We start from the raw sequence: 13,450 nt of genomic DNA, 5'->3' as shown, positions 1-13,450 counted from the left end.
TTCCAAGTGGTTGCCACGGTGTCCTCGGTTCTCAGTAGTGGTTTAGCCGTTTACGAACTGATCAGGGCAGGGCGGCCAGCAGCGGCGCTGCCGGTCCTGCCGGGCTGGGCGCCGGCGCGGGTGCCCCGGGCGCGGCAGGAGCCTGACCCGAAGCGAGCGCCGGCAGGTCCTGCGGGAGCGTCACTTTCGGAGGCACACTGACCGGCAGGCCGGCCGGCATCGCCGGCATGTTGACCTGCGCCTGCGGTAGTTGCGGGGCGGGCGGAGTGGCCGGTGCCGCCGGTGACGACAGCCCCGGGATCGCGGGCAGGCCCGGGATCGACGGAGCGGCCGGGGCGGCGGGGCCCGCAGCCGCGGGCTGCGCACCCGTGAGGCCCTGGAGCATCCCCGGAATGCCGCCGGTCGCCGTCGATGGCGCGGCGGGGGCCGCCGACTGCGCCAGTCCCGGAACGAGGGGGCTGGCCGCCGGAGACGACGCCGGGGCGGTGGGGCTCGTCGGCGCGGTCAGTCCGGGAATCGACGGAAGACCCGCCGCCGGAGCCGCCGCGGTTGCCGGCGAGGTGGCTGCCGGAACACCCGGGAAACTGATGCCCGGGGTGGCCGGAGCCGCCGGCGGCGTGGCGCCGAGTGCGGTCGCGAGGTTCTGCAGGATTTGCGGTGCGTTGGCCGCCGAACTGATCAGCTGCTGCGGAATGTTCGGCACGGCCGGGGCGGGCACGGGGTCGGCGTGGGCGATACCGCCCGTCAATAGCGCTGCGGACGAGCCCACCACGACGGCGGCTGCACGCATGTAAGTCCAGATGGTTGGCATGACTCTCCCTGATTGATCGATTACAGGTCCCGTCGCCGAAGTTACTTTGATGCAGATGGGACTCAAGTGACACGTGTGGCATTTATAGACTCGTTACGGATACGAGTGAGATCGGTGACCGAACGCGTCGAATAAGCGCCCAACGGCCCGTTATCGGTGGGCGTGCGACCCGATGGCGCTGCTACGCGTTGCCCGCTCGCTAAAGTCGGGCGGATAGACACCACCTCGGCCGCTCCGGCGGCATGCAAGCCCCAGCGGTTGACGGGCGCCCTTCAGGTGGCCGCGCCGATGCTGCTCATCGCGAGCATCGCCGCGCGGTTGGCCTGGACGTATCTGGCTCCCAACGGCGCGAACTTCGTCGACCTGCACGTCTACCTCGGCGGATCCGCCGCGATCGACCACCCGGGCACCTTATACAGCTACGTCTACGCCGACCAGACGCCGGACTTCCCGCTGCCGTTCACCTACCCGCCGTTCGCGGCGGTCGTGTTCTACCCACTGCACCTGCTGCCGTTCGGCCTCGTTGCCTCCCTGTGGCAGGTCGCGACCATGGCCGCGCTGTACGGGGCGATCCGGCTCAGTCAGCGGTTGATGGGCGTCGCGGCCGGCGCCGCCGGCCGGCGCGTCGCGATGTCGTGGGCGGCGGTCGCCATCTGGATCGAGCCGCTGCGCAGCACATTCGATTACGGCCAGGTGAACGTGTTGCTGATGGCCGCGGTGCTGTGGGCGGTGTGCACCCCGCGATGGTGGCTGTCGGGGCTGCTGGTCGGTGTGGCGGCGGGAATCAAGTTGACCCCCGCGATCACCGGCGTCTATCTGGTCGGCGCCCGCCGGTGGGCAGCCGCGGTGTTCTCGGCGGTCGTTTTCGTTGCCACGATTGGGATTTCGGCTTTGGTCGTCGGTGACCAGGCCCGGTACTACTTCACCGAGCTGCTGGGCGATGCCCACCGGGTGGGACCCATCGCCACCTCGTTCAATCAGTCCTGGCGCGGCGGAATCTCGCGAATCCTGGGCCACGACGTCGGATTCGGTCCACCGCTGCTGGTCGCCGTCGCCGTCACAGCCGTGCTGGCCGTGCTGGCCTGGCGCTACCTGGACCCCTCGGACCGGTTGGGCAGGCTGCTTGCCGTGGAGTTGTTCGGGTTGCTGCTCTCACCGATCTCCTGGACCCATCACTGGGTGTGGCTGGTACCGCTGATGATCTGGGCGATCCACGGCCCGGCGCGCGAGCGAAGGGGAGCGCGCATCGTCGGCTGGGGCTGGCTGGCGCTCACCCTGATCGGTGTGCCGTGGCTGCTGAGCTTCGCCCAGCCGACCATCTGGCAGATAAGCCGGCCGTGGTATCTGGCTTGGGCCGGGCTGGTGTACATCGTGGCGGCGGTGGCGACGTTGATCTGGATCGCGGCAACCGGCAGCCGAGAGGCCGCGAGCGCGCCGAGCGTCACGCCAGCGTGACGACCCGCGCCGAGCGTCAGGCCAGCGTGACGACCCGCGTCGAGCGTCACGCCAGCGTGACGACCCACGCCGAGCGTCACGCCAGCGTGACGACCCACGCCGAGCGTCAGGCTTCGGAGCGCTAGCCGTCGACGATGCCGTTGATGTCGCGAGCCATTTCGATGTCGTTTTTGGTGATGCCGCCCTCGGAGTGCGTGACGAGAACGAAAGTCACTGTCCGCCAACGAATATCGATGTCGGGGTGATGGTCCTTGCTCTCCGCGTGCTCGCCCACCCGGCGCACGGCGTCGATGCCGGCGAGAAAACTCGGAAATTTGATCGAGCGGCGCAGGGCGCCGTCGGCGCGCTCCCATCCGGTGAGATCCGGCAGTGCGGCGTCGACTTGCTCATCCGTTAACACAGCCATGCCTCGACGGTATACCGTCAACCGGCCATGCCGGGGGAGATGATTTCGCTGCCGATCAAGGATTAGGCACAGACCCCCGGATTGCGTCCCGTCGCCCGACCGAGTGGTCGGCTACGAGGCGACAGCGGGACCCGGCGCCTGATTTTTCTGGTCCAGCTGCACCACGACGCTTTCCTCCGGCGGGTTGTTTCGTTCCTGGTACGCCGACTCGAGGATGTCCGGAACCCGCTGAAGGTCGCGGGCGACGCCCATCAACTCTTCCAGGATCATGATCCGTTGCTGATTCGACTCGGCCAGCGCCGCCCTGGCCTGCTCATCGGAATGACGAGCCCGCTGTTTTGCCTCGGCGAGGAGTTGTTCGCGCTCATGCTGGGCTTGCTGCCAAGCCTCATCGATGGCCGATTGGGCGTCAGCCCGCATCCGGGCGAGTTCGGCGTCGAACTCTCTCCTGGTTGCCGCGCACTCCGTCTCGACCGCCTTTCGCTGCGCGGTGATGTCCGCCAGCAACTCCCGGTGCTCTCGCTGGGCGGCCTCGGTCTCGGCCTCCGCCTGGGCGATCAGCGCGTCTACCTCGGCGCGCGACTCGCTCTGCATCTGGGAGATCTCATCGAGCGCACGCCGCAGCAACTTCGCCATCCGATGTTGCATCGCGTAGGGCGACGGCGAGGTGTCTGAGAGCAGGGCGACCTCATCCGTGAGGCAGGCGACTTCAATCCGCAGCGCGGCCGCTTCATCGCTGAATTCGTTCCGCTGGGCCCGACAGTTCTGAAGTCCGTCGACGAGGAACTGCTGCTTGGCGAGCAACACTTGGATGTAGGCATCGACCGCGGCCGGGTCATAGCCCCTGAAGGTGCGGGGGAACGTCGTTGCGGATTCGGTGCTCATTGCCAACCCCCATTCCGGGAAGTGCCCATTAGAGATGGTGAACGACTAGGACCGAGTATCCCACGGTCGCGCTCAAACTGTAAGAGAGCCACTGTGCTGCAAGGGATTTCGATCCACATCACGCCGGTTTGATGGCATTGAGGCTGATGTCGGCCTTCGCGAGGCACGGGCGTCGTGCCCGGCTGAGGGCCCCGACGGTATACCGTCACTGGCCATGCCGACCCAGATCGTCGTCGCCGCCGCCCTGATCTGCGACGCCAAGGTCTTGGTGGCACAACGCGACCGACCGCCGGAGCTGGCCGGTCGCTGGGAACTGCCCGGAGGCAAGGTGGCGCCGGGTGAAACGGAGCGCGACGCGCTGGCCCGCGAGCTGGCCGAAGAGCTGGGCCTGGCGGCCGTCGACGTCGCCGTCGGCGACAGGCTGGGCGACGACATCGCGGTGGACGGCCGGTTCACGCTGCGGGCCTACCGCGTGCGCCTGATCCGGGGCGAACCCGACGCCCGCGACCACCGGGCGTTGCGCTGGATCACGGCGGCTGAGCTGCACGATCTCGACTGGGTGCCGGCCGATCGCCGCTGGTTGGCAGACCTGGCCCGGGCCCTTTGACGGCTACCTCATAACAAGTCCACAGACTTCCGGCAGCTTATGTACAGCCGCGTTGCAGGTCCTCGCGGTGAACTGAATAGAACAATATGACTTGTAATAACGACGCCACACGAAGCTGCCCTGAATGTGCGTGCCGATAGCGAGCCGAATGCTGGTTAAGACCATGCCGACGCGGCCACCGGGCCGGGCCGGTTCGCTCGCCGGTGCGCAAAAACCGATGCTCACGATGCCTTTTTCGTCGCGCGGCGGACCTGATCTCGCCCCCGATCCAGACCTATGCTGGTGCTGTATTGCCCTCCAGCCCGCGGGCCTGCGAAGCCGCGTTGAGGCGATCCGGGCTGGTGCGGGCGCGTGGTTCACAAGGCCGGTTGCCGAGCACAACGCGTACGGAGCCGAACAAACGGCCTGGCGGCGAGGCGCGACACCGACTAGGAGGAGTACTTCTTGACTGTCACACCTCACATCGGCGGAGCGCTCGAGGAGCTCTTGGAGCGCAGTGGGCGCTTTTTCACGCCGGGCGAGATCTCGGCCGACCTGCGCACGGTCACGCGCGAGGGCGGCCGCGAAGCCGACGTGTTCTACCGCGATCGGTGGAGCCATGACAAGGTGGTGCGCTCGACGCACGGGGTGAACTGCACCGGGTCGTGCTCGTGGAAGATCTACGTCAAAGACGGGATCATCACCTGGGAGACCCAGCAGACCGACTACCCATCGGTGGGTCCGGACCGGCCGGAGTACGAGCCCCGCGGCTGTCCGCGAGGTGCGTCGTTCTCGTGGTACAGCTACTCGCCGACCCGCGTGCGCTACCCGTACGCCCGGGGCGTGCTGGTCGAAATGTATCGGGAGGCCAAGGCGCGGCTGGGCGACCCGGTGCTGGCATGGGCCGACATCCAGGCCGATCCGGAACGTCGTCGCCGCTATCAGCAGGCGCGTGGGAAGGGCGGGCTGATTCGGGTCACCTGGGCCGAGGCCACCGAACTGATCGCCGCCGCCCACGTGCACACGATCAAGACGTACGGACCGGATCGCGTCGCCGGATTCTCGCCGATCCCGGCGATGTCGATGGTGTCCTACACCGCCGGCTCGCGGTTCTTCGAGCTGATCGGCGCCCCCATGACGTCGTTCTATGACTGGTATGCCGACCTCCCGGTGGCCTCGCCGCAGGTGTTCGGCGACCAGACCGATGTGCCCGAATCCGGGGATTGGTGGGACGCGGCGTATTTGATGATGTGGGGCTCCAACGTCCCGATCACCCGCACGCCCGACGCGCACTGGATGGCCGAGGCGCGCTACCGCGGCACCAAGGTGGTGACCGTCAGCCCGGATTACGCCGACAACACCAAGTTCGCCGATGAGTGGATGCCCTGTGCGGCCGGGACCGACGGGGCGCTGGCCATGGCGATGGGTCACGTCATTCTCTCGGAATGCTATGTGAGCAAGCAGGTTCCTTTCTTCATCGACTACTCCCGCCGCTACACCGACCTACCGTTTTTGATCAAGTTGGAAGAACGCGGCGACATGCTGGTGCCGGGGAAGAACCTGACGGCAGCGGATTTGGGCGAGGCCTTCAAGAGCTCGGAGAACGCGGCGCTCAAACCCGCGGTGCTGGACGAAACGACCGATTCGGTTGTGGTGCCGCACGGTTCGCTGGGTTTCCGGTACGGCGAATCCGGGGTCGGGAAGTGGAACCTGGATCTCGGCGACCTGGTACCGGCGCTCAGTGTGCGAGACGCACACGGCGCCAACGGGGACCTCAGCACCGCGCTGGTGCACCTGCCCAGCTTCGACACCGTCGACGGCGAGGGCACAACCGTGGCGCGCGGTGTCCCGGTACGCCGTATCGGTAAACACCTGGTGTGCACCGTCTTCGACCTGATGCTCGCCCAATACGGTGTCGCGCGGCCCGGGCTGCCCGGCGAATGGCCCACCGGCTACGACGACGCCACCCAGCAGAACACGCCGGCGTGGCAGGAAGCGATCACCGGCGTGTCGGCCGCCCAGGCCATCCGCGTGGCAAGGGAATTCGCGCACAGCGCCGAGGAATCCGGCGGCCGCTCGATGATCATCATGGGCGGCGGCATCTGCCACTGGTTCCACAGCGACGCGATCTACCGTGCGGTGCTGGCGCTGCTGATGCTGACCGGATCGATGGGCCGCAACGGCGGCGGCTGGGCGCATTACGTAGGCCAGGAAAAGGTCCGGCCGCTCACCGGCTTCCAGACGATGGCAATGGCCACCGACTGGGTGCGCCCGCCGCGACAGGTGCCCGGCGCCTCGTATTGGTACGCACACACCGACCAATGGCGCTACGACGGATACGGGGCGGACAAGCTGGCCAGCCCGGTGGGGCGAGGTAGGTTCGCGGGCAAGCACACCATGGACCTGCTGGCGTCCGCGGTGGCCATGGGATGGAGCCCGTATTACCCCCAGTTCGACCGGTCCAGCCTGGACGTCGCCGACGAGGCGCGCGCCGCCGATCGCGACGTCGCCGACTACGTCGCCGAACAACTGGGCCAGCGCAAGCTGAAGCTTGCCGTGACGGACCCCGACAACCCGGTGAATTGGCCACGGGTGCTTACCGTTTGGCGCGCCAACCTGATCGGCTCGTCGGGCAAAGGCGGCGAATACTTCCTGCGCCACCTGTTAGGCACCGATTCCAACGCTTCGGCGCTGCCGCCGGAGGACGGCGTGCGGCCCACCGGTGTGACGTGTGAGGGCGACATCCCCGAGGGCAAGCTCGACTTGATGATGTCGATCGACTTCCGGATGACCTCGACAACGCTGGTGTCCGACATCGTGCTGCCGGCGGCGACCTGGTACGAGAAGGCCGACATTTCCAGCACCGACATGCACCCCTATGTGCACGCCTTCAGCGCCGCTACCGATCCGCCGTGGGAAACCCGTTCGGACTTCGATGCTTTCGGTGCGATCGCCCGCGCCTTCAGCGCCATGGCCAAGGATCACCTGGGCACCCGCACCGATGTGGTGCTCAGCGCGCTGCAGCACGACACCCCGGATGCGATGGCCTATCCCGATGGCACCGAACAGGATTGGCTGCACTCCGGCGCGACGCCGGTGCCCGGCCGCACCATGGGCAAGCTCACCGTGGTGGAACGCGACTACACCGCCGTCTACGACAAGTGGCGGACCCTGGGCCCGCTCGTCGACAAATTCGGCTTGACCACCAAGGGCGTCACTGTGCACCCCTTCCGGGAGGTCGAGGAGCTCGCCGCCAAGTTCGGGGTGCTGAAATCGGGTGTGGCCGCGGGACGTCCGGCCATCACCAGCGCCTCGCGGATGGCCGACGTGCTGCTGTTGCTGTCCGGAACGACCAACGGCAGGCTGGCGGTCGAGGGTTTCCACGAACTGGAGAAGCGCACCGGTCAACGGCTGGTGCATCTGGCCGAGGGCAGCGAAGACAAGCGCATCAGCTACGCCGATACGCAGGCGCGGCCGGTTCCGGTGGTCACCAGCCCGGAATGGTCGGGCAGCGAGACGGGCGGCCGTCGCTACGCGCCGTTCACCATCAACATCGAGAACCTCAAGCCGTTCCACACCCTCACCGGACGGATGCATTTCTATCTCGCGCACGACTGGGTCGAAGAGCTCGGCGAGCACCTGCCCGTGTTCCGGCCGCCGCTGGACATGGCGCGCCTGTTCGGCCAGCCCACGCTCGGCCCATGCGAGGACGGCATCGGGCTCACCGTGCGTTATCTGACCCCGCACTCGAAGTGGTCGTTCCACTCCACCTACCAGGACAACCTGTACATGCTCTCGTTGTCGCGAGGTGGCCCGACGATGTGGATGAGCCCAGGCGACGCCGCCAAAATTCAAGTGCGCGACAATGATTGGGTCGAGGCGGTGAATGTGAACGGCATCTATGTGTGTCGGGCGATCGTCTCGCACCGGATGCCCGACGGCGTGGTCTTCGTCTACCACGTCCAGGAGCGCACCGTGGACACGCCGCGCTCCGAAACCAACAACAAGCGCGGCGGTAACCACAACGCGCTGACGCGGGTGCGGATCAAGCCCAGCCACTTGGCCGGTGGCTACGGCCAGCACGCGTTCGCGTTCAACTACCTGGGGCCGACCGGTAACCAGCGCGACGAGGTTACCGTCGTGCGCCGTCGCAGCCAGGAGGTGCGGTACTGATGCGCACCGACGCGACGCGGCAGGGGGGAGCGCGATGAAGGTCATGGCGCAGTTGGCGATGGTGATGAACCTCGACAAGTGCATCGGTTGTCACACCTGTTCGGTGACCTGCAAGCAGGCGTGGACCAATCGGCCCGGCACCGAATACGTCTGGTTCAACAACGTCGAAACCCGTCCCGGACAAGGGTATCCGCGCACTTACGAGGACCAGGAGCGATGGGGCGGCGGCTGGATCCGCGACAAGAAGGGCCGGCTGCGGCTGCGCGACGGTGGCCGCCTGCACAAGCTGCTGCGGATCTTCGCCAATCCGAAATTGCCCCTGATCGGCGACTACTACGAGCCCTGGACCTACGACTACGAGAACCTGACCACGGCGCCCGCGGGCGACACCTTTCCCACCGCCGCACCCAAGAGCCTGATAACCGGTGAGCCGACGAAGATTTCGTGGGGACCGAACTGGGACGACAACCTGGCCGGGTCGCCGGAGATCCTGGCCGAAGACCCGATCCTGAAGAAGGTCAGCGAAGAGGTCAAGCTCTCGCTCGAAGAAACCTTCATGTTCTACCTGCCCCGCATCTGTGAGCACTGCCTCAACCCATCCTGCGTGGCGTCGTGCCCGTCGGGTGCGATGTACAAGCGCAGCGAGGACGGCATCGTCCTGGTCGACCAGGACCGCTGCCGCGGCTGGCGGATGTGCGTATCCGGATGTCCTTACAAGAAGGTCTATTTCAACCACAAGACGGGCAAGGCCGAGAAGTGCACGCTGTGCTATCCCCGCATGGAGGTCGGCTTGCCGACCATCTGCTCGGAGACGTGTGTGGGCCGGCTGCGCTACCTGGGCGTGGTGCTCTACGACGTCGACAAGGTGCTGCAAGCCGCCTCGGTGGAAAAGGAGACCGATCTCTACCCGGCGCAGTGCGAAATCCTGCTGGACCCAAACGATCCGGAGGTCATCGCCGGCGCGCGGGCGGAGGGCATTCCGGACGAGTGGATCGAGGCCGCGCAGCGTTCGCCGGTGTACGCGCTGATCCACACCTACCAGGTGGCGCTGCCGCTGCACCCGGAATACCGCACCATGCCGATGGTTTGGTACATCCCGCCGCTCTCGCCGGTGGTCGACGCGGTCAGCCGCGACGGGCACGACGGGGAAGATATCGGCAACCTGTTCGGCGCGCTGGACGCGCTGCGCATCCCGATGCAGTACCTGGCCGAACTGTTCACCGCCGGAGACACCGCTGTGGTCGAGGGCGTGCTGCGGCGGCTGGCGGCAATGCGTTCCTACATGCGCGACATCAACCTCGGCCGCGAGACCCAGCCGCACATCCCCCATTCGGTCGGGCTGACCGAAGAGGAGATCTACGAAATGTACCGGCTGCTCGCCATCGCGAAATACGAAGAGCGCTACGTCATTCCGACCGCGTTTGCGCCGCAGGCGCGCGAGCTCGAGGACATGGGCTGCTCGTTGACGGGTGAGGGTGGCCCCGGCATGTACGAGTCGGATCCGGTGGTGTCGGTGGAGACCTTCCACACCCTCAAGCAGCGCGGCGACGATCCGGCCAACAGCCGGCGATCGACGCGGGTGAACCTGCTCAACTGGGACGGTGGCCAGGTGCCGTCCGGAATGTTTCCCGAAGAGCAGCACCGATGAAATTGCTTTCGGCGCTCCGTGAGCGCTCCAGCAGCCGGGCGATGCAGGATCGTCTGGTGTGGCAGGCGGCGTCGCTGCTGCTGGCCTACCCGGACGACGTATTGAGCGAGCGACTGGACGTCGTCGACGAGTTGCTCAGCCATATCGGGGGTTCCGCGGCGTCGCTGCTCGGGCAGACGGTGGCGTCGCTGCGGACCCGCGAGCCGATGGCCGCCGCGATGGACTACGTCGCCACCTTCGACATGCGCCGGCGCGCCACGATGTACCTGACCTACTGGACCGCGGGGGACACCCGCAACCGGGGACGGGAGATGCTGGCGTTCGCCACCGCCTACCGCGAGGCCGGTGTGGCGCCGCCGGGCGGCGAGGCGCCCGATCATCTGACCGTGGTGCTCGAATTCGCCGCCACCGTGGATCCCGAGGCCGGTCGGCGACTGCTGAACCAGCACCGAGTGCCCATCGAAGTGCTGCGCGGCGCGCTGGCCGACGCCAAGTCGGTCTACGAGCCGACCGTGGCGGCGGTCTGCGAGACCCTGCCCGCCGCAACAGATCAGGAAGCCCGTCGCGCCGATCGGCTGGCGAAAGCCGGACCTCCGGCGGAAGCCGTTGGGCTGCAACCGTTTACCCTGACCGTGCCACCCCGGAAAGGAACGCCGAGTGTTTAGCAACGTCCTGTTCTGGGACATCGCGCCCTACGTCACGCTGTCGGTGCTGATCGTGGGCACCTGGTGGCGCTACCGCTATGACAAGTTCGGCTGGACGTCGCGGTCCTCCCAGATCTATGAGTCGCGACTGCTGAGCATCGCCAGCCCCATCTTCCATTTCGGCATCCTGGCGGTGTTCGCCGGACACGTGATGGGGCTCTTCGTCCCGCCGAAGGTCACCCAGATGATGAAGATGAGCGACCACTTCTACCACCTGCAGGCGGTCATCGCCGGGTCGATCGCCGGCATCGCGACGCTGATCGGCATCGGGTTGCTGATCTACCGCAGGTTCACCCGCCCGGCGGTCACCATGGCCACCAGCCGCAGCGACAAGGTGATGTACGTGGTGCTGCTGCTGGCCATCGTGGTGGGCCTGTACTGCGACCTGATCGGCACCGGCCCGCACGGCGGCGAATTCCACTACCGCTACACCGTCGGTATGTGGTTCCGCCGGATCTGGATATTCCAGCCGCACGGTGAGGTGATGATCAACGCGCCGCTGGACTACCAGCTGCACGCCCTGATCGGCATGGTGCTGTTCACGCTGTGGCCCTTTACCCGGCTGGTGCACGTCTTCAGCGCCCCGGTCGTCTACCTGTTTCGGCCCTACATCGTCTATCGCAGCCGCGAGGCCGCGGCCAAGGGCGAACTCGTCGGTACCGCACCGCGCCGGCGGGGCTGGTAAGCGTTCGGCCTGCGCTTTGGTTGTGCGGCCAGGGCGACGACACGCCGACCCGGCCCGCCGCCACCGCACACTGAACGCCGTAGCCGCCCGCTAAGGGCGCCCGGCAACCAGCCGGTTCGCTATCCCGGGCGCCCGCTGCCACAATCACCGACGTGCTATTTCGCAACGTCGCCATCGTCGCCCACGTCGACCACGGAAAGACCACCCTGGTCGACGCGATGCTGCGGCAGTCGGGCGCGCTGCACCACCGCGGCGACGACGCTGTCGAACGCCTCATGGACTCCGGGGACCTGGAGAAAGAAAAGGGCATCACGATCCTGGCCAAGAACACGGCCGTGCATCGCAAGCATGAGGACGGAACGACGACCGTCATCAACGTCATCGACACCCCGGGCCACGCCGACTTCGGCGGCGAGGTGGAGCGCGGACTCTCCATGGTCGACGGGGTGCTGCTGCTGGTCGACGCCTCCGAGGGCCCGCTGCCGCAGACCCGTTTCGTGCTGCGCAAGGCCCTGTCCGCCCACCTCCCGGTGATCCTGGTGGTCAACAAGACGGACCGGCCGGACGCCCGGATTTCCGAGGTCGTCTCGGAGAGCCACGACCTGCTGCTCGACGTCGCATCGGACCTCGACGAGGACGCCCAGAAGGCCGCCGAGGCCGCCCTCGACCTGCCGACGCTGTACGCGTCGGGACGGGCGGGCATCGCCAGCACGACGGAACCGGCCAACGGTGAGAACCCCGAGGGCGACAACCTCGATCCGCTGTTCGACGTGCTGCTCGAGCACATCCCGCCGCCGCAGGGCGATCCCGAGGCGCCGTTGCAGGCGCTGGTCACCAACCTCGACGCCTCGGCCTTCCTCGGCCGGCTCGCGCTGATCCGCATCTACAAGGGCCGGATCCGCAAGGGCCAGCAGGTGGCCTGGATGCGCGAGGTGGACGGGCATCCCGTCATCACGAACGCGAAGATCACCGAACTGCTGGTGACCGAGGGCGTGGAACGTACCCCCACCGACGAAGCGATCGCCGGCGACATCGTCGCGGTCGCGGGCATTCCGGAGATCATGATCGGCGACACGCTGGCCGACCCGGACCACGCGCACGCGCTGCCGCGCATCACCGTCGACGAGCCCGCCATCTCCGTGACCATCGGCACCAACACCTCGCCGCTGGCGGGCAAGGTGAAGGGCCACAAGTTGACCGCTCGCATGGTGAAGTCGCGGCTCGACGCCGAACTCGTCGGCAATGTCTCCATCAAGGTCGTTGATATCGACCGGCCCGACGCCTGGGAGGTACAGGGCCGCGGCGAGCTCGCGCTGGCGGTGCTCGTCGAGCAGATGCGTCGCGAGGGTTTCGAGCTCACGGTCGGCAAGCCGCAGGTCGTCACCCAGACGATCGACGGCAAGCTGCACGAGCCCTTCGAGGCGATGACCATCGACTGCCCCGAGGAGTTCGTCGGCGCCATCACCCAGCTGATGGCCGCCCGCAAGGGCCGCATGGAAGAGATGACCAACCACGCGGCGGGCTGGGTCCGGATGGACTTCGTCGTGCCCAGCCGCGGCCTGATCGGTTTCCGCACCGACTTCCTCACCCTGACCCGCGGCACCGGCATCGCCAACGCCGTGTTCGACGGCTACCGGCCGTGGGCGGGAGAGATCCGGGCCCGCCACACCGGGTCGCTGGTGTCCGACCGCGCGGGCACCATCACACCGTTCGCCATGATCCAGCTCGCCGACCGCGGCCAGTTCTTCGTCGAACCCGGCCAGGACACCTACGAGGGGATGGTCGTCGGGATCAACCCGCGCGCAGAGGATCTCGACATCAACGTCACCCGCGAAAAGAAGCTGACGAACATGCGGTCGTCGACCGCCGATGTCATCGAAACGTTGGCCAGGCCGCTCGAGCTCGATCTCGAGCAGGCCATGGAGTTCTGCGCGCAAGACGAATGCGTCGAGGTGACCCCGGAGATCGTGCGGGTGCGCAAGGTCGAGCTGGACGCCACGGCGCGGGCTCGCACCCGGTCGCGCGCCAAGGCACGGGGTTAACACCGCGTGGCCGGACGGCCCGCTGCGCGGCTGCTCGATACCCTGAGCAGCGTGC

Annotated in this window: 10 protein-coding genes; 7 read left to right on the top strand and 3 right to left on the bottom strand. The window is 67.1% G+C overall.

Annotation, left to right across the window (positions count from 1 at the left end):
* Positions 1-61 precede the first annotated feature (61 nt).
* Entirely contained in the window at positions 62-811 is a 750-nt protein-coding gene (locus AC5Y30_RS24045) for a hypothetical protein (protein ID WP_499921587.1), read from the bottom strand.
* Between the two features lie 156 nt (positions 812-967).
* Between AC5Y30_RS24045 and AC5Y30_RS24040 the strand changes: the two genes are divergently transcribed.
* Positions 968-2,266, top strand: coding sequence for a mannosyltransferase (locus AC5Y30_RS24040; RefSeq protein WP_499921585.1), 1,299 nt, complete (start codon positions 968-970; stop codon positions 2,264-2,266).
* Positions 2,267-2,387: 121 nt separating this feature from the next.
* Here AC5Y30_RS24040 and AC5Y30_RS24035 read toward each other — a convergent pair whose 3' ends face one another.
* Together AC5Y30_RS24035 and AC5Y30_RS24030 are read right to left on the bottom strand one after the other, a co-directional pair.
* Positions 2,388-2,672, bottom strand: coding sequence for a 4a-hydroxytetrahydrobiopterin dehydratase (locus AC5Y30_RS24035; RefSeq protein ID WP_499921583.1), 285 nt, complete (start codon positions 2,670-2,672; stop codon positions 2,388-2,390).
* Between the two features lie 111 nt (positions 2,673-2,783).
* Positions 2,784-3,557 (bottom strand): DivIVA domain-containing protein, encoded by a 774-nt coding sequence (locus tag AC5Y30_RS24030; RefSeq protein ID WP_499921582.1) that lies wholly within the window; start codon positions 3,555-3,557, stop codon positions 2,784-2,786.
* Between the two features lie 214 nt (positions 3,558-3,771).
* Between AC5Y30_RS24030 and AC5Y30_RS24025 the strand changes: the two genes are divergently transcribed.
* The 6 genes from AC5Y30_RS24025 (at position 3,772) to typA (ending at position 13,395) form a co-directional block, all read left to right on the top strand.
* Positions 3,772-4,164, top strand: a complete 393-nt coding sequence (locus AC5Y30_RS24025; protein ID WP_499921580.1) for a (deoxy)nucleoside triphosphate pyrophosphohydrolase — start codon at positions 3,772-3,774, stop codon at positions 4,162-4,164.
* 444 nt (positions 4,165-4,608) lie between these two features.
* Complete coding sequence (locus AC5Y30_RS24020) at positions 4,609-8,316, top strand: nitrate reductase subunit alpha (RefSeq protein ID WP_499921579.1); 3,708 nt, start codon at positions 4,609-4,611, stop codon at positions 8,314-8,316.
* 34 nt (positions 8,317-8,350) lie between these two features.
* Positions 8,351-9,964 carry a nitrate reductase subunit beta gene (narH, locus tag AC5Y30_RS24015; RefSeq protein ID WP_499921578.1) on the top strand — a complete coding sequence of 538 codons (1,614 nt, stop codon included), beginning with the start codon at positions 8,351-8,353 and terminating at the stop codon, positions 9,962-9,964.
* Positions 9,961-10,629, top strand: a complete 669-nt coding sequence (gene narJ / locus AC5Y30_RS24010) for a nitrate reductase molybdenum cofactor assembly chaperone (protein WP_499921576.1) — start codon at positions 9,961-9,963, stop codon at positions 10,627-10,629. Before narH ends, narJ begins: the two co-directional genes overlap by 4 nt.
* Complete coding sequence (gene narI, locus AC5Y30_RS24005; protein ID WP_499921575.1) at positions 10,622-11,353, top strand: respiratory nitrate reductase subunit gamma; 732 nt, start codon at positions 10,622-10,624, stop codon at positions 11,351-11,353. The genes narJ and narI overlap by 8 nt, the downstream gene beginning before the upstream one ends.
* Positions 11,354-11,505: 152 nt before the next feature.
* Positions 11,506-13,395 (top strand): translational GTPase TypA, encoded by a 1,890-nt coding sequence (gene typA / locus AC5Y30_RS24000; RefSeq protein WP_499921574.1) that lies wholly within the window; start codon positions 11,506-11,508, stop codon positions 13,393-13,395.
* Positions 13,396-13,450: the final 55 nt, after the last annotated feature.

The organism is Mycobacterium sp. NGS27, assembly GCF_059813005.1.
The sequence above is the reverse complement of the archived record's forward strand: the minus strand, read 5'-3'. Positions and strand labels throughout refer to the sequence as shown.

Bases quoted from the DNA above. Each gene is read 5' to 3' on its own strand.
- AC5Y30_RS24035 (WP_499921583.1), bottom strand. From the start codon at position 2,672: ATGGCTGTGTTAACGGATGAGCAAGTCGACGCCGCACTGCCGGATCTC.
- AC5Y30_RS24045 (WP_499921587.1), bottom strand. From the start codon at position 811: ATGCCAACCATCTGGACTTACATGCGTGCAGCCGCCGTCGTGGTGGGC.
- AC5Y30_RS24030 (WP_499921582.1), bottom strand. From the start codon at position 3,557: ATGAGCACCGAATCCGCAACGACGTTCCCCCGCACCTTCAGGGGCTAT.
- narH (WP_499921578.1), top strand. From the start codon at position 8,351: ATGAAGGTCATGGCGCAGTTGGCGATGGTGATGAACCTCGACAAGTGC.
- AC5Y30_RS24025 (WP_499921580.1), top strand. From the start codon at position 3,772: ATGCCGACCCAGATCGTCGTCGCCGCCGCCCTGATCTGCGACGCCAAG.
- narJ (WP_499921576.1), top strand. From the start codon at position 9,961: ATGAAATTGCTTTCGGCGCTCCGTGAGCGCTCCAGCAGCCGGGCGATG.